We start from the raw sequence: 20,943 nt of genomic DNA, 5'->3' as shown, positions 1-20,943 counted from the left end.
GCGACGCGGAACAGGGATCCGCCCAACTGCTGGGCCCGTGGAATCATGACGCGGCATAATCCGGAAGTCGGCATAACGTCATCGAGCGCGACATCAGGCCGTTTGCCACCGCGAGAAAATCGTGGTTGTTCAGCGACACGGTCGCCGGCGCGAAGGCGAGCGCGGTGGTCTACAGCTTGATGCTTACATGCCGCGCCTGCGGCGTCGAACCGCACGCCTGGTTGTTGCACGCGCTGACCGAATTGCCGCAGGCGCGGACATCAGCGACCTGCTGCCGTTCAACCACGCGAAGCGGCAAGCCGAGGCAAGCGTGAACTGACGCACCGAGCGCGCGTCGACCACCACGTCGGCGCGCACTGCCGAAACCCAGACGTGGACATCGTCGGTCGTCCCGACCATCGCGATGCGGCTACGCTCGCCCGTCAGTTGCAAATGATTCTCCATTCCGTGTGCTCAATCCAGCGCTTACCATCGCTTCACTCTCAGTGTTGTTTGATTCCTTGTTTCAACGTTTACCCCTCCCGCTCGGATGACGTCCGCCGGAGGCATTTCAACGGCCTGTTAATGTTGTGGTCCATTGATGCGGCAGCGATGACTTGCCGCCGCCAACGTCATGACAAATCAGCTTAGCCGAGTGCGAATTTCAACGTGCCCAGGCTGCCGACTTCGACCACGCCATCGCTATTGACGAAGGAACGCGTACCTTCGGCAACGATTGTGTTGTTGGTCAAATAGGCGCCGTTCCAGCTATCGACAATGTTGTAGGGACGTTGGTCGGGGCGCTGGCTGCCGCCGAAGCTAATGTTGAATGGCGCGACGCCGTCCTTGCCTTGGGCCTTGCTGAACACCCAGCCATAGTGTCCGACGTTGCCTTCGGAAGTGAACGCGCCGATCGGGCTATAGTTGGTGGTATAGACGCCAGCGATGACACCATTGGATGGATCGGCGGACGTGATTTTGAATGTGAAATTCTTGTCCGACGAGGTATAGGTGCCGGTGAGAGGTACGTTTGCCATGGCAATCTCCATTTTTTATGGATTTGAAGGATGCAGTCGAGCGCGTCGGTCGCGCACCTGCCAAAGCAATATAGGCGTCGGATACCGTGGATACACCCTGTAAAGCTTGACAGGGCCGAAAAGCAAAGACGCATGTTTTTCGGCGTAGATATCCATAGGGGTATGAACATGATAAGCGCGAAAGATATCTCGTTATCGTGGCGTTTGACGATGTCTGCAAACAACCCCGCGCAAGATCGAGTGGCCGTTGCGGAACCGTGCGAACGGCGCTTCGCGACCCGCTGCTGCCGGTCGAGCAGTCGGAGTGCAAGGGCAAGTATCTGAGCGGAGCGGTCATTTCGTACCATCACTCGAGGACAAGTCGTCGGCCTTAGCCGACATTCAGGCGTCAGTGTTCGTGTAGCCCCTTGAGACGCTTTTCTTCCATTCGTGCTACTGCGATCGCGACTGTCAGGTTTCGCTATCCGTGAACTCGCACTCACGAACCGTTTCCGTCGCTTCAATCAGCATGCGTGACCCCGTCGTGCGAGCAGCAGGGTTGGGAACGGGCACCGCTTTCTAACTACCCCACATCGCACGCACCACCTGGCTGAAACGGAGCGGACCACGGGCGATGCGCGAGCTGGACAGGTTCAAGGTCATTCAGGACGTGCCGGACGGTAAGGCCAAACCATGGCGTGCGGCGGAACGACTGGGATTGACGACACGGCAGGCAGCACGGCTTATCATCGGGACGCGCGGGCTTGTATCATCGCTTGGAACGTATCACGTCCGCTTTTTAGTGTTTTTTTAGTGTTCGGACTGGGGTAAGGGACGTTTCGTTTTAGGGGCCGCGGCGGAAAGCCTTACGAGCATTGGCTGACAGCACAGCCACGATTCAAACTTAAACGAATTGTGACCCCTGTCACCGGCAAAATTTTGCACAATGGCGACAGCGCGGCGTTGCGCCGCGATTCGCCCCGGGCAGGCCGGCTTTCCGGACCCTGGCCGGCCAGAAACGCCGTTCGAGACCGAAGAGCGCCGCCGACGTGCCGCCGCCGACCGCCATGGACCACCCCAAACGCATCCTGATCGTCGAAGACGACGCCGACATTGCCGACGTGCTGAGCCTGCACCTGCGCGACGAACGCTACGAAGTCGTGCACAGCGCGGATGGCACCGAAGGCCTGCGCCTGCTCGAACAGGGCAACTGGGACGCGCTGATCCTCGACCTGATGCTGCCCGGCGTCGACGGCCTGGAAATCTGCCGGCGTGCACGCGCGATGGCGCGCTACACGCCGATCATCATCACCAGCGCACGTTCGAGCGAGGTGCACCGGATCCTCGGCCTCGAGCTCGGCGCCGACGACTACCTGGCGAAACCGTTCTCGGTGCTCGAACTCGTCGCGCGGGTGAAGGCGCTGCTGCGGCGCGTCGACGCGCTTGCACGCGATTCGCGGATCGACGCGGGCACGCTCGACGTCGCCGGGCTGTCGATCGACCCGATCGCGCGGGAAGCTGCCGTCGACGGCACGCGCATCGACCTCACGCCGCGCGAGTTCGACCTGCTGTACTTCTTCGCGCGGCATCCGGGCAAGGTGTTCTCGCGGATGGACCTGCTGAACGCCGTATGGGGCTACCAGCACGAAGGCTACGAACACACGGTGAACACCCACATCAACCGGCTGCGCGCGAAGATCGAGGCCGATCCGGCCGAACCCGCGCGGATCCTCACCGTGTGGGGGCGCGGCTACAAGCTCGCCGCACCGGACCAGCGGGACACCTGATGAAACTGACCCTCACCCAGCGGCTGTCGTGCGTGTTCGCGGTGCTGCTGCTCGCGTGCTCGGGCGCGTCGGCATGGCTGCAGATCCGGGCGAACGACATGCGCGAGAAGGAGGTCGTGCAGGGCCTGTCGCGCGATCTGGCCGCGCACATCGCGAGCAGCACGCCGCTGATGGACGCGAACGGGCTGCGTCCGGACGCCGTGCGCACGCTGTTCGGCCAGCTGATGGGCGTGAACCCGAGCGTCGAGGTGTACCTGCTCGACAACGCGGGGCGCATCAAGGGCGACGACGCGCCGCCCGGCCACGTGAAGCGCGACCGCGTCGATCTCGCGCCGGTGCAGCGCTTCATCGCGGGCGAGCCGCTGCCGATCGTCGGCGACGACCCGCGCAGCCCCGACGCACGCAAGGTGTTCAGCGCCGCGCCGCTGCAGCGCGCCGGGCAGCCGCCGTCGGGCTACATCTACGTGGTGCTGCTCGGCGAGGCGCACGACCGGCTGGCCGCGCGCGTCGATGCCGGCAACGTGCTGCGCACGACGCTGTGGTCGATGGCGGTGGTCGCGCTGCTCGGCCTGCTCGCGGGCCTGACCGCGTTCAGCTTCATCACGCGCCCGCTGCGCCGGCTGACCGACGCGATGCGCCGCTTCGACGCGAACGGTACACCCGACACGCAGCCGCCGGTGCCGCAATCACCGCCGGGGCGGCGCGGCGACGACATCGCGGTGCTCGAATCCGCGTTCGCGCAGATGGCCGACCGGATCGGCGAACAGTGGCGCGCGCTGACGCGCCAGGACCAGCAGCGGCGCGAACTGATCACGAACATCTCGCACGACCTGCGCACGCCGCTGACCTCGCTGCACGGCTATCTGGAAACGCTGTCGCTGAAGTCCGACACGCTCGCCGAGTCCGAGCGCCGCCGCTACCTGTCGATCGCGCTCGCGCAGAGCACGAAGGTCGGCCGGCTCGCGCAGGCGCTGTTCGAACTCGCGCGGCTCGAGTCGGGCAGCGTGCAGGCCGAGCGCGAGCCGTTCTCGCTCGTCGATCTCGTGCAGGACGTATTCCAGAAGTTCGAGCTGGCCGCGCAGTCGCGCGGCATCGCACTGCATGCGCGGATTCCGCCGCGCGTGCCGGTCGTGTCGGCCGATCTCGCGATGATCGAGCGCGTGCTGACCAACCTGCTCGACAACGCATTGCGGCACACGCCGCAGCACGGCGAAGTCGAAGTCGCGCTGACGCCGCGGGACGATCGCGTGGTGGTGACCGTGTCGGATACCGGGGAAGGGATTCCGCCTGCGCGGCGCGCAGGGCTGTTCCAGCGGCCGCAGCGGCCGATGAGCGGCGGCACGGCGACGAGCGGCGGGCTCGGGCTGCTGATCGTGCACCGGATGCTGGTGCTCAACGGCAGCGGCATCCGGCTCGTCGATCGGGCCGGGCGCGGCGCGGTGTTCGAGTTTGCGCTGCCGCTCGCGCATCCGGCACCCGGCGAACCGCGCTGAACCCGGCGGCGCACTGCTTGCGCGCGCTGATCTGCCGCTGATCTGCCGCTTACCCGCCGCTTACCCGCCGCGCTTGCGCCGCACGTCGCTGGGGGTCGTGCCGGTCCAGCGCTTGAACGCGTGGCGGAACCCGACCGCATCGCTGAAGCCGAGCGTCAGCGCGATGTCCTCGGTGCTGAGCGTCGTGGTGCTCAGGTAATCGATCGCGAGCGCCTTGCGCACGCTCGTCAGCAGCTCGCTGTACGACGTGCCTTCGGCGTCGAGCTTGCGGCGCAGCGTGCGGGACGTCATGCACAGCGTGTCGGCGATCGCGTCGATGTCCGGGAACTGCCCGGGCGTGCGCGTGAGTTCCTGGTACACGCGCCGCGTGACGCCGGCCTGGCTGCGCAATTCGTCGAGCAGGCGCGCGCAGTGCGACGACACCTGCGCGGCGGTGATCGGGTTCGCGAGCTGCGGCGCGCGCGCGAGCCACGCGGCCGGGTAGCTCAACACGTGGTGCGGCTGGTCGAACGCGATCGGGCATTCGAGCGCGTCGGCGAGCTGCGCCGCGTGCGCCGGCCGAGGCTGCGCGAACTGCGCGCGGGCCGGCACGCACCACGCGCCCATCACGTCCTTGATGATCGTCACGTGCAGCGCGAACTGCATGTCGATCAGGAAGCGGTACAGCGGCAGGTCCGGCTCGGGCAGCGCGGCTTCGTGCGGATCCGGGAACAGCCACGACGCGGTGTCGCCCTGTTCGACCCAGCGGATCGCGAGCATGCCGTTCGCGAGCTGGTGATATTTGACGGCCGAATCGAACGCATGCGCGAGCGATTCCGAGCACAGCATCGCGTAGCCGTACATCCCGTAGCTCGACGCATGCAGCCGGCGGCCGACGCGCACGCCGAGATCGGTGCCGTCGTAGCGGCCGACCGCATTGCGCGCGGCGCCCAGGAACTGCAGCGGCGACGTGAGCGTGAACGGATCGGCGACGGCATCCGGCGACAGGCCGGTGCCGTCGAGCACGGCGGCCGGGTCGAGGCCGAGTTCCTGGGCGACGCCGACGAGCACGGCCAGCTTGGCCGGCGAGAAGCGCTTTTCGCGCAACGCGTGGGCGGGCAGGGCGTCCGGCAGCGAGGCGGTGCCGGTGGCCGTCGGTTTCAAGAGCGCACTGCGCGGCATGGCGGGTTCTGCGTCCGATTTGATATCGTTCCGGTGCGCGATTCTGCGCCGGAACGCGCGGAGGCGCCATAGGGTTCACCCTGATGCGCACGGGCGTGCATGGCCCGGCACGGTGAACCGATGCACGGGCGGAAGCGGCGACAGGCGGCCCGCCGCGCGCCAGCGTGTCCGTTTCGATCATCTTTTCGACCGTCCGGATCATTTTCAAAGCCGGTCTGGCGGGCGATAGTCGCCGGTCAGGCGGCGGCCTGCGCCCATCCGGCGCGCGGGCCGCCGTGCGAACGGCGCTGCCCGGTGCCGTCCCCCGAGGAGCAGGACATGACGAAGAGACACTGGATCGGGTCGTACGGCTCGATCCCCGCCGAGATCGATGCCGATCGCCATCCTTCCGTAACCGCGCTGCTGGACGATGCGATGCGCCGCTTCGCCGAGCGTCCCGCGTTCCGCACGTTCGGCCGCACGCTCACCTATGCCGACGTCGATCGCCTGTCGAGCGCGCTGGCCGCGTACCTGCAGCAGGTCGCGGGCGTGCGCAAGGGCGACCGCGTGGCCGTGATGCTGCCGAACGTGCTCGCGTTTCCGGTGGTGACCGTCGCGGTCGCGCGGCTCGGCGCGATCCAGGTCAACGTGAACCCGTTCTACACCGCGCACGAGCTTGAACACCAGCTCAACGACGCGGGCGTCGAAGTGGCCGTGGTGTGCGGCGGGTCGATGGGCACGTTCGCCGACGTGGTCGGCAAGACGCGCATGCGGACCGTGCTGAGCGTGGGCCGCGGCGATCTCGGCGTCGTCGATGCACCGGCCGGCGCGTGCGACGCGCTGCCGCCCGGCTCGATCGCGCTCGCGGACGCCCTCGCCGCGGGCGAATCGCTCGCCTTCGAGCCGGCCGCGCTCGAAGGCGGCGATCTGCTGCTGCTGCAGTACACGGGCGGCACGACCGGGCTGTCGAAGGGCGCCGCGCTGTCGCACCGCAACCTGGTCGCGAACATCGAGCAGTTCGGCGCGATCGTGGCGGCCGCGCGGCGGCCGGGCGAGGAGGTCGTCGTCACGGCGATCCCGCTGTATCACATCTTCGCGCTGACGGTGAACTTCCTGTCCTACTTCGCGATCGGCGCGGAGAACTGGCTCGTCGCGAATCCGCGCGACATGGACGGCTTCATCGACGTGCTGAAGGCCGCGCGGCCGTCGGTGTTCGTCGGCGTCAATACGCTGTATGCAGGGCTCGCCGGCCATCCGCGGCTGAAGGAAGTCGACTGGTCGCGGCTGAAGCTGTCGGCCGGCGGCGGCGCGGCGGTGATCGACGTGATCTCCGCGCGCTGGAAGGCGGTGACGGGCAACTTCATCCGCGAAGGGTACGGGCTGTCGGAAACATCGCCGGTGGTCACGTTCAACCCGCAGTCGATCGACGCGTTCACGGGCACGACGGGCCTGCCGCTGCCGTCGACCGACGTGAAGCTGCTGGACGACCAGGATCGCGAGGTGGCGATCGGCGAGGCGGGCGAGATCTGCGTGCGGGGGCCGCAGGTGATGGGCGGCTACTGGCAGAAGCCGGAGGCGAACGCGGCCGCGTTCACCGCGGACGGCTACTTCCGCACCGGCGACATCGGCGTGTTCGACGCGGCCGGTTTCCTGAAGATCGTCGACCGCAAGAAGGACATGATCATCGTGTCGGGCTTCAACGTGTACCCGAACGAGGTGGAAGCGGTTGCGACCGCGCTGCTGGGCGTCGCCGAATGCGCGTGCATCGGCGTGCCGGACGAGCGCACCGGCGAGGCCGTCAAGCTGTTCGTGGTGCTCGTGCCGGACGCGGCCGTGACCGAAGCGGCGCTCGTCGCGCATTGCCGTGCGAACCTCGCGGGCTACAAGGTGCCGAAGCTGATCCGCCTGGTCGACCGGCTGCCGAAGTCGACGGTCGGCAAGATCCTGCGCCGGGAACTCAGCCGCGCCGATTGATGGTGCCGACGCGCCGCGCGCCCGGCGGCGCGCGTGCCGGCGTGCCGAAGGCCCCGAAGGCCCCGAAGGCCCGGTATGGGCCGCTCAAGTACAATGCGAGCGGTTCGACCGACGGGGACGCGATGACCGGTTCAGACTCACCTTCCGCCCGGCCCGGGCATGCGCTGCCTTCACCGAGCGCGACGGTGCCGATCTCGCTCGTCAACGGTTTCCTCGCCAGCGCGGGCGCGCAGCGCGACGTGGTCGAGCGCTACCTGCGCGGCGCCGGCATCCCGCTCGAGCTGCTCGGCGAGCCGCATGCGCGCGTGACGGAAGAGCAGTTCTCGACGCTGTATCGCACGCTCGCGATCGACCTCGACGACGAGATGCCGGGCATCTTCTCGCGCCCGCTGCGCGGCGGTACGCTGAAGTACCTGTGCCTGAGCCTGCTCGATGCGCGCAACCTCGAAACGGCACTGCATCGTTTCGGCCAGTTCTTCCATATCCTGCTCGACGACTTCTTCGTTGAATCGAAGCGCGACGGTCTCGTCGCCCAGGTGCTGTTGCGGCCGAACCCGGCCGTCGGCCCGATCGGCGCGCTCGGCCAGGAGCTGATGCTCAAGCTCGTGCACGGCGTGTGCTCCTGGCTGATCGGGCAGAAGATTCCGCTGCTGCAGATCGAGTTCGCGTGCCCGCGGCCGCGTCATGCGGTCGAGCACCTGTACTTCTTCTCCGGCTCCGTGCAGTTCGACCGCGAACGCACGCTGATGCGTTTCAGCGCGGACTACCTCGACGTGCCGATCCGGCAGAGCAAGCGCAACCTGCGCAAGTTCCTCGCGCGCGCGCCCGGCGACTGGATCTTCGAATCGTTCAGCGAACAGCTCGTGTGCCATCGCGTGCGGCAATACCTGTCGGCGGCATTGCCCGACCTGCCGGTGATCGACGAGGCGGCCGAGCATCTGCATTGCTCGGTGCGCACGCTGAGCCGCCACCTGGCGGCCGAAGGCACGACGTTCCAGGCGCTCAAGGACGAACTGCGGCGCGACATCGCGATCCAGCGGCTCACCGACACGCTCGACACGATCGCGGCGATCGGCGCCGATATCGGCTTCGACGATCCGAGCGCGTTTCATCGCGCGTTCCGCCACTGGACGGGGAGTACGCCGGGGACTTACCGGCGGCGCGCGTAGCGCGGATTTTTCAAGCGCGCTCCCATAACCGGGATCCTTGGTGCGATCCCATGGACGGCTCCCGGTCGTTCCGGTACCGCGGATGTGCGTCGGCCCGTCGCGCACTGCTGCGTGACGGGCCGACGGGTGATCGGGGCCGCGCGCGGCTGAAACGGGCGGGCTGCCCGCTCCATGCGCGCGGCCGCACTCAGGCTTTCAGTGCGCCGAAGATTTCATTGAGCATCGACTTCGCGTCGCCGAACAACATGCGGTTGTTGTCCTTGTAGAACAGCGGATTGTCGACGCCCGCATAGCCGGACGCCATGCTGCGCTTCATCACGATCGACGTCTTCGCCTTCCACACCTCCAGCACCGGCATGCCGGCGATCGGGCTCGACGGGTCGTCCTGCGCCGCCGGGTTCACGATGTCGTTCGCGCCGATCACCATCGACACGTCGGCCTCGGGGAAGTCGCCGTTGATCTCGTCCATCTCCAGCACGATGTCGTACGGCACCTTCGCTTCGGCCAGCAGCACGTTCATGTGCCCCGGCATGCGGCCCGCGACCGGGTGAATCGCGAAACGCACGTCGACACCTTTTTCGCGCAGCAGCTTCGTCAGTTCGAACACCGTGTGCTGGGCCTGTGCAACGGCCATCCCATAGCCGGGTACGATGATCACGCGCTTCGCTTCGCGCAGCAGCTCGGCCGTTTCCAGCGCACTCACCGCCACGGCCTCGCCGGCCGGCTGCGCGCCGCCGCTCGCTGCCGCCGATGTGCCCGCGCCGCTGCCGAAGCCGCCGGCGATCACGCTGATGAAGTTGCGGTTCATCGCGCGGCACATGATGTACGACAGGATCGCACCGGACGAGCCGACCAGCGCGCCGATCACGATCAGCAGGTCGTTGCCGAGCATGAAGCCGGTGGCTGCCGCCGCCCACCCCGAGTAGCTGTTGAGCATCGACACCACGACCGGCATGTCCGCGCCGCCGATCGCCATCACCATGTGCACGCCGAACAGCAGCGAGATCACGGTCATCACGGCGAGCGGCAGCATGCCGTCCTGGATGCTTTCCGCATGCAGGAACGCGCGGCCGTAGTAGATCACGATCAGCAGCGCGGCCAGGTTCAGCCAGTGCCGCGCCGGCAGCAGCAGCGGCTTGCCGCCGATCTTGCCCGACAGCTTGCCGAACGCGATCACCGAGCCCGCGAAGGTGATCGCGCCGATCAGGATGCCGACGTAGATTTCCACTTCGTGGATGGCCTTCTCGGCGCCGGTGAGCTGCAGCGACGTGTCGATGTAACTCGCGAAGCCCACCAGGCAGGCCGCGAAGCCGACCAGGCTGTGCATCAGCGCGACCAGTTCCGGCATCTGCGTCATCTGCACCTTCTTCGCGGCGTACAGGCCGACGGCACCGCCGACGACCAGCGCGGCGATCACGTACGGAATGCCCGCGGCCGACACGCGCGGGCCGGCCACGGTGGCCAGCACGGCGATCAGCATGCCGATCATGCCGAGCAGGTTGCCGCGGCGCGCGGTTTCAGGATTGGCCAGCCCGCCGAGGCTGAGGATGAACAGGATCGCGGCGCCGATATAGGAGACGGTAGTCAGGTTGGAAGTCATTATTGTTGTCCCCTTATTTGCGGAACATCGCCAGCATGCGCCGCGTGACCGCGAAGCCGCCGAACATGTTGACGGCCGTGAGCGTGAGCGCGCCCACCGCGAGACCGAGGATCAGCCCGGACGGACGATCGCCGGCGTTGGCCAGCTCGCCCAGCGGCGGCGCGATTTGCACGAGCGCGCCGATCGCGATAATCGACGAGATCGCGTTGGTCACGCTCATCAGCGGCGTGTGCAGCGACGGCGTGACGTTCCAGATCACCATGTAGCCGACGAAGCACGCAAGCACGAACACCGTGAAGTGCGACAGGAAGCTCGACGGCGCGAACTGGCCGACCAGCAGGAACGCCAGCGCGCCGATCGCGAACACGATCGCGAGCGACTTGGCCGACATCGGCTCACCGCTGTGGCCGTGACCTTTGGACTTCGCAGGCGCGGCCACTGCGGGCGCGGCCGCCGGGGGCTTGGGCGCGACGGCCGCCTGCTTGATCGGTGGCGCCGGCCACGTGACGTTGCCTTCCTTGATGACGGTAAGGCCGCGGATCGCGTCGTCGTCGAAGTCGACGTTGATCTTGCCGTCCTTGGTCTTGCACAGCTCCTCGACCACGCGCAGCAGGTTGGTCCCGTACAGCGTGGACGACTGCCGCGACAGGCGCGACGCGAGATCGGTGTAGCCGACGATGGTCACGCCGTGGCGCACGACCGCCTCGCCGGGCACCGTGAGTTCGCAGTTGCCGCCCTGTTCGGCGGCCATGTCGACGATCACGCTGCCGGGCTTCATCGACCGCACCATCTCGGCGGTGATCAGCTTCGGCGCCGGCTTGCCGGGGATCAGCGCGGTGGTGATGATGATGTCGGCGTCCTTCGCCTGCTGCGCATACATCGCGCGCTGCGCCTGCTGGAAGCCTTCGCTCATCACCTTCGCGTAACCGCCGCCGCCCGAGCCTTCCTCTTCGTAGTCGACCTTGACGAACTCGCCGCCCAGCGACTTGACCTGATCGGCCACCTCGGCGCGCGTGTCGTTCGCGCGCACGATCGCGCCGAGGCTCGCGGCCGTGCCGATCGCGGCCAGACCGGCCACACCGGCGCCGGCGATGAAGACCTTGGCCGGCGGGATCTTGCCGGCCGCCGTGACCTGGCCGTTCAGGAATCGGCCGAACGCGTGGGCGGCCTCGATCACCGCCCGGTAGCCGCTGATGCCGGCCATCGACGTGAGCGCGTCCATCTTCTGCGCGCGCGACAGCGTGCGCGGCAGCGAATCGATCGCCAGCACCGTGGCGCGCCTGGCGGCCAGCTGCTGCATCAGTTCGGGGTTCTGCGCCGGCCACACGAAGCCGATCAGCGTGCCGCCCTCGCGCATCAGCGCGACTTCGTCGGCACTCGGCGGGCGCACCTTGAACACGATGTCGCTCCCGGACCAGAGCTCGGCCGCCGTGGCGGCGATGCTCGCGCCAGCCGCGCGGTACGCATCGTCGTCAAAATTCGCGCCGGCACCGGCGCCGCTTTGGACGGCCACCGAAAACCCCAGCTTGATCAGTTTCTCGACCACCTCGGGCACGGTCGCAACGCGCCGTTCGCCGGTGGCTGTCTCCAGAGGAATCCCAATCTGTAGTGTCATAAGTGTGAAAGATGGGTGATGGCCATCGCGATGCGCGCGGGCCGGTGCGTCAAGGTACCAGAATCATGTGTGTGTTTAGTGGCTCGCGCGAGGGTTTGCGTTGAAAATAGAACGACCGTTCGCGGAACGCGAATAGAGTATGCCCGATAACGACGGCGCTTTCGAGGAGGCGAGTGCCTTGAGCGCCTGTTCCGTTGCACTGTTGTGTTTTATCCACGTGCGGGTCGTATCGCGTCGGCCGGACGGATGTTGACGAGATGCCCGGACTGCTGCTTTCGCGGTGCGGCGCTACCGTGTGAGCCGACCTGCACGCCGCGTCATCGCATGGATTTCCCATAACCGGCTTCCTTTGCGGGTTCCCATGGCTGGCTTCCTTCTTCCGTCGGCGGTCCTGTCGTTGAATCGCATCCGCGCACGCCGGGCACGATCCGGCCGACCTCGAAACGCACGCGCGTCATTCAACGGCAGTCTGTATCCATCCCGACCGACCGGTAGGCCAATGGCCGGCTGCTGACCGCTGACCACTGACCGCAGGCGGCCCCGCCGGCCTGTCGCGTCGATCGTCAGATCAATTCAGCAGGCACCAGATCGCGAGGAACGGCGCGTCGCCGGAGCGCATCGCATGCAGCGCGCCGCGCGGGTTGTGGATGCCGCCGCCGATGCCGGGATCGAACCATTCGCCGTTTTGCTGGCGGAATTCCCCGGCGGTCATGAGCACGTACGCTTCCTCCGGTGCGTGACCATGATCCGGATATCGGACCCCGGGCATCATCAGCGAGAAGCCGAGCTGAATGTCGCCGCGGCTTTCCGCGCCGCCGGGCCCGCAGATCATCCCGTTCACGTGCCCGTCGATGTAGTTCGGACTGCCGTCCTTTCCCGAGGTGCGGCGCGACCAGCCGACCACGGGCTCGAGCGACTTGATCAGCTGCGCGACGCTGGCGAACGTCGGGTCGACGCGCGCGACCGACTCGAGCGCCGCGTCGAGCCATTCGCATGCGGGGTATCGCACCGCGAGCCGCGTTCCGTTGTCCGACGGGGTCTGCAGCCGTGCGAATACTTGCGGCGCGAATGCACGCGCGGCGGGGGGAAGCTTGTCCGACTGAAACAGATCGCCGGCTATCCGGACGAAATCCGCGATGTTCTTCGGGCGTTCACTCATGCTGGTTTCTGCTCCCGCGGTCACTTGGCTTGATGATACGAAAGTCTACGCAGAAACGTGCGGGTCCGGACAGCAAAAAATGGCGGCCGATTTGACACCGGCCGCCATGCGTGCACCGCTGTTGCCGTCCGGCCCGCGTCGCGCGTCGCTATCGGCGATGCATCACGCCGCCGCCTTCAGGCTGCCATGCAGATCGATGGCGAATTGCTTCCCCGGACCGACATCAACCACGCGAAGACGGCCTGACATGGTGTCTCGCGATGTCGTTGCCAGCCGGAAGGCGGCGCCTGCCATGAGGATTTACAGCCAGTCGGTTTCGAACGCGCAGTCGGTCAGCGACACGCAGCCGTGCTCGGTCAGCACGACCTGCTGTTCGAGCTTGACGCCCTGGCTGCCGCCTTCCGCGCCGATGTAGCTTTCGACGCAGACCGTCATGCCGACCTCGAACCGGCCGTCGTAACCCGCGCTGTCCCAGTCGACCTGGTGCGCGATCGACGGATACTCGTCGACCATCCCGATGCCGTGCGCCAGGCAGCAGTAGCGGTTCTTCACGAACGGGTCGGGGATCTTCCACGCCTTTTCCGAGAACTCGCGGAACGTCATGCCGGGCCGCAGCAGATCCATGTTGAAATGGACCTGTGCATACGCGTATTCGTACAGCTTGCGTTGCTCGTCCGACGGACGGCCGTCGCCGACGAGCCAGGTACGGGAGATGTCCGAGCAGTAACCGTTCGGCCCGACCATGTCGGTGTCGAACGCGAGCAGGTCGCCTGCCTCGAGCACCCGCGACGAACATTCGTGCATCCACGGGTTGGTCCGGTCGCCGGAGGCCAGCAGCCGCGTCTCGATCCATTCGCCGCCATGGCGGATGTTCTCGTAATGCAGGTTCGCCCAGATGTCGTTCTCGGTCAGGCCCGGCCGCAGTTCGCGCCGCATCCGCTCGATCCCTTTCTCGGCGGTGCGCAGCGATTCGCCGATCAACACGAGCTCGCCCGACGATTTGATGAGCCGGGCGGTTTCCATTAGTTCCTGGCCGTCCGTCAGCGTGAGTCCGTGCTTCTCCAGGTACGCGGTGCCGAACGGGTCGAGGCGATCGACGGCCAGGAAGCGCTCGCCCGGCGCGTGCTTGCGGAACACGTCGACGATCTCGGCGCCCCACGTCTCGGCGCGCTGCTCCGCATCGGGGCCGGCGTTGAAGTAGGTCCAGCTGACCGCGCCGCGCAGTTCCACGTCGAGATCCAGGCCGTCCCACACGTGCTCGCTGCTGTGGAATTCCCACGCGACGATGCGCCCGGTGGCGAACACCATCACGTAGCGTGCCGGGTTGCGCCCGGCCCACACCTGCATGTTCGACGTATCGGTCGCGTAGCGAATGTTGACCGGGTCGTACAGCAGGATCGCCGGGATCTTTTGCGCGAGCAGCTGTTCCTGAACCCGGGCCAACCGGTATGCGCGTACGTCGCGCAAGACTGCATCCTTGTCATTCTGATCAATAGCACTGCTTACATCGAGGAGCTGAGCGCCCGCCATACTGTGCCTCCTGGGGTTGTTCTGATGGTGCGTTTGCAGGGAATGTGGAGTGAAGCGCGCCGGCGTGATCCGGGCTCATGTGGAAAGGCCCGTGACCGTGCCGCGCGCGCGTTTTCTGCCGGACTAGAGTTCGAGTACGAGGTCCGACGTCGGGCGGCTGCAGCAGAGCAGCCGGAAGCCCTTCTGGACTTCCCGGTCGCGAATCCCGCCGTTGTGCTGCATGTCCACCGTGCCGTCGAGTACCTTGGTCTTGCAGGTGCCGCAGATGCCCTGGCTGCAGGACGACGGAATCGCGAGGCCGGCCTTTCTCGCCGCCGACAGCACGGTGTCGGTGGCGTGCATCGTGAACGTCTTCGACGAGCGCGACAGCTTGATCGTGAAGGTCTCCGACGACGCTTCGGATGCGGGTGCGGCAGGTGCGGCCGGTTCCGGCGCGACGCCGGCGCCGATGTCGAAGCTCTCCTGGTGATAGCGCGCGGGATCGTGACCGCCGCTGCGCAGCACGTCGCGCACCGCATTCATGTAGCCGGCCGGGCCGCAAGTGAAGGCTTCGCGCGCGGCGTAGTCGGGCACCTGTTCGGCAAGCAGCGGCAGGCTGAGCCGGCCGATCGGTCCCGGCCAGTGCGCCTCGTCGCCGACGCCTTCACAGACGAAGAACGTGCGCAGGCGCGGCGACAGCGCTTCGAGCCGCCGCAGTTCCTTGCGGAACACGATGTCGGCGGGCGTTCGCGTGCTGTGCACGAACACGATGTCCAGGTCGAGCCCGAGGTCGATGCTCGCGCGCGTCATCGACATCAGCGGTGTCACGCCCGAGCCGGCGGACAGGTACAGCAGCTTGGCGGCGGGCGCTGCCGTCGGCGTGAAGCTGCCCGACGGGCCGTACGCCAGCAGCTGGCTGCCCGGCTTCATGGTGTCGTGCAGCCAGTTCGACATGACGCCGCCGGGGACCCGCTTCACCGTGATGGACAGCAGATAGGGGCGCGTCGGCGGCGACGAGATCGTGTAGCAGCGCTCGACCGGCTGGCCGTGGACGTGCGCCGACACCGTCATGAACTGGCCGGGTTCGAAGCGAACGGGCGAGCCGTCGCCCACGCGGAACTCGAAGCTTTTGACGTCGTGCGTCTCGTCGACGACGCGGCAGCACGTCAGCACCTGCTGCTCGCCGCTCGCCCAGGTTCTTCCGGTGCTGTCCCACGTGCCGGGGTTGGAGAATCGGTCGTGTGCTTCGGGGGCGGGATCGAACATGCTGGCTACGGAGTTCATGGCATCGCTTCCTTGGGGCGCGTGGCACGCTCGACGTGCACGCAGTCATTCGCGAAAGCCGGATTTCGATGACGGGCCGCTGTCGCGCCTCGTTCCGATGTCTCGCTCCATGCCCGGAGTGCCTTCGCAGTGGCCCGAGTATTGGCGGGCACTAAAACAGCGTCAATGCGCTTTATTTTCCGGCCGCCATTACATTAGGTTATGCGTGACGCGCGCCCGCGCGGCCATTGCCGCGGCGGCAACGATCGGAATATTGCCGCGGTGGATTTCGTTCGCGATGAAGTGATGCGAGCCGGCAAGGTGCGGAGGATGCTTCGCGTTCGCCGCAGGCGGCGCGCGCCGCAATCCGCAATCGATGGATCAGTGCGTTCCGGCGGTGGGGCAGATCGCGATGGGCCGCCCGATTCCTCTCCAGCCATTTCGTGCCGGCCGAATCGGGCGTCCGACGCGGTTTGTTCCTCTAACATCCGGGCTGGGAGTGCGTGGAGCGTTGTCCGGGCGGCCTCGGGAGGGCGGAAGTCGCACGCTGGTCGCCGCCCGTCTGGCTGGTCTTGAGGCTGTTGCCAGGCCCCGCCGCATAAGCAGTTTCCCGTATTAGACACATTGAAGTCTTGACGAATACAATTTGTATACAGACGATGCATGCAACAGGAGAGCACATGAAGGCGAATCTCGTGGACACGGAACGTGACGATGCGCAGTCGCCGTCGCTGGATCGCAAGGCGGTTCTGGCGCAGACGCTTCGACACCGGATCCTCAGCATGGAGCTCCAGCCCGGGGCGACGCTGGACGAGGTGGCGCTCGGCGAGGAGTTCGGGCTGTCCCGTCCGCCGGTACGCGAGCTGATGCGGCAGATGGCGGCGGAAGGCTATATCGAGCTCGAGGCGAATCGCGCGGCGCGGGTCGCGTCGATGAACTACGACTCGCTGCGCAACTATTTCCTGGCGGCGCCGCTGATTTACGTGGCGACGACCAAGCTGGCCGCGATGCATGCGACCCAGGTGGAAATCGACGGGTTGAAGCGTATCCAGGAGCGGTTTCGCGCGGCGGTGGAAGGCGGCGGGGTGGACGAGCGGGTGCTGCAGAACGACGAGTTTCACCTCGCGATCGGCAAGATGGCCCACAACCCGTACCTGCTGCCGAGCCTGTGCCGCCTGCTGATCGATCATGCGCGGCTCGCGAAGACGTTTTATCAACCGCGCGACGAGAAGATGGAAGCCGAACTCGTCGAAGCGGTCCAGCAGCACGACGCGATCATCGACGCCATCGAGCGCCGCGACGCGCAGGCCGCCGGAGAGATCGTCAGCGCGCACGTCTACCTGGCGCGCAGAAACATGGCGTCGTACGTGGCGCCCGAAGGTGTCGACGTATCGATTGATTTTTAGCACCACGAACCGAGCGGCTGGTTCGGTTCCTCATGAAACCCCGTGTCGATGAGAGACTGATATGACTGAGTTGCTGTCCAGGAGCGAGTATCAACGGATCGCTCGTGAATTGAACCTGCCGCGCCGCGTCGTGATCGACGGCGAAGCGCGCGCGTCGGCGTCCGGCGAAACGTTCGCGACGATCAACCCGGCAACGGGCGAGCATCTCGCCGACGTGCCGGCGTGCGCGAAGGAAGACGTCGATGCCGCGGTCGCCGCCGCCCGCGCCGCGTTCGACGACGGCCGCTGGTCGAAGCTGCATCCGGCCGCACGCAAGCAGGCGATTCTCCGGCTGGCCGATCTCGTCGAGCAGCATGCGCTCGAGCTGTCGGTGATGGAGAGCCTCGACAGCGGCAAGACGATCTACGACTGTCAGACGGTCGACATTCCGGAAACGATCAACGTGCTGCGCTGGCATGCGGAAGCGATCGACAAGATCTACGACCAGGTGTCGCCGGCCTCCGACGGCCATATCTCGATGATCGTGCGCGAACCCGTCGGCGTCGCCGGCCTGGTGCTGCCCTGGAATTTCCCGCTGCTGATGCTCGCGTGGAAAATCGGTCCGTCGCTCGCGGCCGGCTGCACGCTGGTCGTGAAGCCCGCCGAGGAAACCTCGCTCACGACGATGCGGGTCGCCGAACTCGCGCTCGAGGCCGGCATTCCGCCCGGCGTATTCAACGTCGTGACCGGTACGGGCCCGGCGGTCGGCGAACCGATCGGCCGGCATCGCGACATCGACATGGTGTCCTTCACCGGGTCCACCGACACCGGCCGGCGCTTCCTGTCGTACTCGGCCGAGAGCAACCTCAAGGAGGTCGTGCTCGAGATGGGCGGGAAGAATCCGTGCGTCGTGATGGCCGATGCGACCGATCTCGATGCCGTCGCGGGCCACATCGTCAACGGCGCATTCTGGAACATGGGCGAAAACTGCTCGGCGATTTCGCGGCTGATCGTTCATCGCGACATCAAGGTGCCCCTGCTGGACAAGATCACGAAGCTGGCCGACGAATGGCATGTGGGCGATCCGCTCGACCCGGCCAACCGGATCGGGCCGCTGGTGTCGCCGCAGCATTACGAGAAAGTGCAGTCCTATCTGGGCGGCGACCACACCGTGCTTTACGGCGGGCAGACGAGCGAAGGCCGTTATGTCCACCCGACCATCATCGACGTCGCGAACAACGACGCGAAGCACGCGCGCGAGGAAATCTTCGGCCCGATCCTGTCCGTCATCACGGTGGACGGCATGCAGGAGGCGATCGACATCGCGAACGACACGGACTATGGCCTTGCCGCCTCGGTATTCGCCGGAAATGGAAAGCGCGCGATGCGTGCGGCACGTGCGATTCGCGCAGGCACGGTGACGGTGAATGCATTCGGCGAAGGCGACATCACGACCCCGTTCGGCGGCTTCAAGCAGTCGGGCTTCGGCGGACGCGACAACTCGCTGCACGCCCATGACCAGTACACGCAGCTCAAGACCCTCTGGGTCGACCTGAACATTAACGAAGCGGACGAGGCATGACGACATGAAAGATTTTGCTTTCCCTGGCATCAACCTGGCAATCAGTACTCCTTTCGATGAGAACGGGAAACCGGATCATGCGCGCCTGGAGCAACTGATCGAGCGCTATCTCGCTGTGGGCATCGAAGGCTTCGTGCTGAGTTCCGGCACCGGCATGCACGTGTATCTGTCGCAGGAGGAATCGAAGGCGCTGGTCGCATTCGGCGCGAAGGTCATCAACGGGCGGGCACGCGTCATCGCGCAGACGTCCGCGCTGCTCGTCGACGATGTCGTCGAGCGCACGCGTCATGCGGCCGATTGCGGGGCGGGCGGCGTGATGGTGCTGCCGCCGTTCTTCGAAGGCCCGACCGACGACGACGGCGTATTCGCGTTCTACGCCGCCGTCGCGCGCGGCGGGCTGCCGATCATCGGTTACAACGTGCCGCAGGCGGTCGGGGTCGAGATCACGCCGTCGCTGCTGCGCCGGCTGTGCGAGATTCCCGAATTCCTCGCGGTCAAGGACAGCAGCGGCGACCTGGCGAAGCAGGCCGCGCTGGTCCGCACCGGCCTGCCGATGATGAACGGCGCCGATCCGCTCGTGCCGTATGCGATGTATGCCGGCGTCAGCGGCCTGATCTGGGGCGGCGCCAACTTCGCGCCGAAGACCTGCCTCGAACTCGTCGCGGCCGCGAGGGAACATCGCTGGGACGACGCGCGGGAATGCTGGCGACTGCTGGAGCCCGCGATGTCGCTGATCTGGGAAGGCGACTACGTGCAGTCCGTCTACGCCGCGGCCGAAATGACCGGCTATGGCGCGGGCAACCCGCGTCGCCCGCTGTCGCGGCTGTCCGCCGCGAAGCGCGACGCACTGCAGACCGCCGTCGGCGCGCTGGTCGAGCGCGAACGGCGGGCCGTGTAACGGAGCGGGTGAACCATCATGTTCGTAGCGAGCAAACTCCCGCAGCATCTCGGCAAGTCAGGCTGGGTCGAGATGCTGCCCCCGCGGGCACCGCGCGCGCCGCTCACCGGCACGGTGAACGCCGACATCGCGATCATCGGCGGCGGGTTCGCCGGCCTGTCCGCGGCGCGGCGCCTGTCGCAACTCGATCCGCGCCTGACGGTCGTCGTGCTGGAGGCCGGCGAAATCGCCGAAGGTGCGACGGGCCGCAATTCGGGCTTCATCATCGACTTGCCGCACGAAGTGTCGTCGGAAGACTATGGCGGCTCGGGCAGCGACGAGCGGCGACACGACATCCAGGTGCACCGGATGGCGATCGCGCTGGCCCGCGACCTGGCGCTCGAGAAGGGCTGGGGCAAGGACATCTTCGACCCGTGCGGGAAGTACAACGTCGCGATGGGGCCGCAAGGCGACAAGCATGTCGCCTCTTATGCGGTCCAGCTCGATAAGGTGAACGAACCATATCGTCTGCTCGATGCGAAAGAGATCGAGACGGTCACCGGCACGCCGTCGTTCACGTCGGCGATCTTTACGCCCGGCACCGTCATGATCCAGCCGGCGGCCTACATCCGGGGGCTCGCCGATTCATTCCGCGGTTCGGTCAGGCTTTTCGAGAATACGCCCGCGCTGTCGCTCGAGCGGCAGCGCGCATCGTGGTGCATCAAGACCCCGAACGGCACCGTCAACGCCGGCAAGATCATCCTGGCGAACAACGGGCATGCACAGAGTTTCGGTCTCTTCAAAGGCGTGCTGATGCATGTCTACACGTATGCATCGATGACGAAGGCATTCGATCCGTCGCGGCTCGGCGGCGAGCGCGCATGGGCCGCGACGCCCGCGTTCCCGATGGGGACCACGGTGCGTCGCGTGCGCGGCGACGACGGCGACCGGATCCTGATCCGCTCGCGCTACACGTACAACCCGCGGCTGCAGGTGACCGAAGGCGCGATCGCACGCGCGGGCCGCGTCCACGACCGCAAGTTCGACGCACGTTTCCCGATGCTCGGGGGCGTGCCGATGGCGTACCGCTGGGCAGGCGCGATGGCGCTGACGTGGAACGGCGTGCCGGCGTTCGGCGAAATCGAGCCGGGCCTCTTCGCGGCGATCGCATGCAACGGCGTCGGCGCGACCAAGGCGACGGCGTCGGGCATCGCGGCCGCCGAGGCGGCGCTGGGCATGGACTCGTGGCTCGTGCAGGTGTTCCGCGGGTTCGCGGCGCCGAAGCGGTTGCCGCCGCAACCGTTCCTGACGATCGGCGCGGCGGCCAACCTGAGCGTCAAGGAATGGTCGGCCGGCATCGAATGAAGGACAACCCCGACACGCCGGCGGATCGGC

General features: G+C 66.6%; 15 protein-coding genes and 2 pseudogenes. 10 read left to right on the top strand and 7 right to left on the bottom strand.

The features are described 5' to 3' along the window. Positions 1-71 precede the first annotated feature (71 nt). Positions 72-319, top strand: a pseudogene (locus tag DIE22_RS36600) (transposase domain-containing protein); the annotation flags it as partial. Positions 320-626: 307 nt separating this feature from the next. Here DIE22_RS36600 and DIE22_RS36595 read toward each other — a convergent pair. Next, positions 627-1,016: a hypothetical protein gene (locus DIE22_RS36595; protein ID WP_124499068.1), complete on the bottom strand. Its 390-nt coding sequence runs from the start codon at positions 1,014-1,016 to the stop codon at positions 627-629. A gap of 585 nt (positions 1,017-1,601) precedes the next feature. Here DIE22_RS36595 and DIE22_RS39410 point away from each other — a divergent pair. The 3 genes and pseudogenes from DIE22_RS39410 to DIE22_RS36580 all read left to right on the top strand — a co-directional run. Beyond that, positions 1,602-1,767 (top strand): annotated as a pseudogene (locus DIE22_RS39410) (ISNCY family transposase); the annotation flags it as partial. Positions 1,768-2,062: 295 nt separating this feature from the next. Next, positions 2,063-2,782 (top strand): response regulator transcription factor, encoded by a 720-nt coding sequence (locus tag DIE22_RS36585; protein WP_124499066.1) that lies wholly within the window; start codon positions 2,063-2,065, stop codon positions 2,780-2,782. Beyond that, positions 2,782-4,275: a HAMP domain-containing sensor histidine kinase gene (locus DIE22_RS36580; protein WP_124607421.1), complete on the top strand. Its 1,494-nt coding sequence runs from the start codon at positions 2,782-2,784 to the stop codon at positions 4,273-4,275. The genes DIE22_RS36585 and DIE22_RS36580 overlap by 1 nt, the downstream gene beginning before the upstream one ends. A 60-nt stretch (positions 4,276-4,335) precedes the next feature. On the opposite strand, the gene DIE22_RS36575 is transcribed toward DIE22_RS36580, so the two are convergent. Next, the gene (locus DIE22_RS36575) at positions 4,336-5,436 is read right to left on the bottom strand and encodes an AraC family transcriptional regulator (protein ID WP_124499064.1); all 1,101 of its coding nucleotides are present in this window, start codon (positions 5,434-5,436) and stop codon (positions 4,336-4,338) included. A 318-nt stretch (positions 5,437-5,754) separates the two neighbouring features. Here DIE22_RS36575 and DIE22_RS36570 point away from each other — a divergent pair, with 318 nt between their 5' ends. Next, positions 5,755-7,389, top strand: coding sequence for an AMP-binding protein (locus DIE22_RS36570; protein WP_124499063.1), 1,635 nt, complete (start codon positions 5,755-5,757; stop codon positions 7,387-7,389). After that, positions 7,389-8,558 carry an AraC family transcriptional regulator gene (locus DIE22_RS36565; RefSeq protein ID WP_124607420.1) on the top strand — a complete coding sequence of 390 codons (1,170 nt, stop codon included), beginning with the start codon at positions 7,389-7,391 and terminating at the stop codon, positions 8,556-8,558. The genes DIE22_RS36570 and DIE22_RS36565 overlap by 1 nt, the downstream gene beginning before the upstream one ends. A gap of 187 nt (positions 8,559-8,745) precedes the next feature. Here DIE22_RS36565 and pntB read toward each other — a convergent pair whose 3' ends face one another. From pntB to DIE22_RS36540, 5 genes are all read right to left on the bottom strand, one after another. Beyond that, complete coding sequence (pntB, locus tag DIE22_RS36560; protein WP_124499062.1) at positions 8,746-10,158, bottom strand: Re/Si-specific NAD(P)(+) transhydrogenase subunit beta; 1,413 nt, start codon at positions 10,156-10,158, stop codon at positions 8,746-8,748. A 13-nt stretch (positions 10,159-10,171) separates the two neighbouring features. Further along, positions 10,172-11,773 carry a Re/Si-specific NAD(P)(+) transhydrogenase subunit alpha gene (locus DIE22_RS36555; RefSeq protein ID WP_124607419.1) on the bottom strand — a complete coding sequence of 534 codons (1,602 nt, stop codon included), beginning with the start codon at positions 11,771-11,773 and terminating at the stop codon, positions 10,172-10,174. Between the two features lie 568 nt (positions 11,774-12,341). Beyond that, positions 12,342-12,932 (bottom strand): dimethylsulfonioproprionate lyase family protein, encoded by a 591-nt coding sequence (locus DIE22_RS36550; RefSeq protein ID WP_124607418.1) that lies wholly within the window; start codon positions 12,930-12,932, stop codon positions 12,342-12,344. Between the two features lie 300 nt (positions 12,933-13,232). Beyond that, positions 13,233-14,462, bottom strand: coding sequence for a Xaa-Pro peptidase family protein (locus tag DIE22_RS36545; protein WP_124607417.1), 1,230 nt, complete (start codon positions 14,460-14,462; stop codon positions 13,233-13,235). Between the two features lie 123 nt (positions 14,463-14,585). Next, positions 14,586-15,725 (bottom strand): hybrid-cluster NAD(P)-dependent oxidoreductase, encoded by a 1,140-nt coding sequence (locus tag DIE22_RS36540; RefSeq protein WP_124607416.1) that lies wholly within the window; start codon positions 15,723-15,725, stop codon positions 14,586-14,588. Between the two features lie 659 nt (positions 15,726-16,384). Here DIE22_RS36540 and DIE22_RS36535 point away from each other — a divergent pair. The 4 genes from DIE22_RS36535 to DIE22_RS36520 all read left to right on the top strand — a co-directional run bounded on the left by DIE22_RS36535 (position 16,385) and on the right by DIE22_RS36520 (position 20,913). Beyond that, positions 16,385-17,110, top strand: coding sequence for a GntR family transcriptional regulator (locus DIE22_RS36535; RefSeq protein ID WP_124499151.1), 726 nt, complete (start codon positions 16,385-16,387; stop codon positions 17,108-17,110). Between the two features lie 61 nt (positions 17,111-17,171). Further along, positions 17,172-18,671, top strand: coding sequence for an aldehyde dehydrogenase family protein (locus DIE22_RS36530; RefSeq protein WP_124607415.1), 1,500 nt, complete (start codon positions 17,172-17,174; stop codon positions 18,669-18,671). A gap of 4 nt (positions 18,672-18,675) precedes the next feature. After that, entirely contained in the window at positions 18,676-19,569 is an 894-nt protein-coding gene (locus DIE22_RS36525; protein ID WP_124499056.1) for a dihydrodipicolinate synthase family protein, read from the top strand. An 18-nt stretch (positions 19,570-19,587) separates the two neighbouring features. Further along, complete coding sequence (locus tag DIE22_RS36520; RefSeq protein ID WP_124607414.1) at positions 19,588-20,913, top strand: NAD(P)/FAD-dependent oxidoreductase; 1,326 nt, start codon at positions 19,588-19,590, stop codon at positions 20,911-20,913. The last annotated feature ends 30 nt before the right edge of the window (positions 20,914-20,943 follow it).

It is taken from the genome of Burkholderia sp. Bp9142 (assembly GCF_003853415.1).
In the GTDB taxonomy this organism is placed as follows: Bacteria; Pseudomonadota; Gammaproteobacteria; order Burkholderiales; family Burkholderiaceae; genus Burkholderia.
This window is presented reverse-complemented; position numbering and strand designations above follow the sequence as displayed.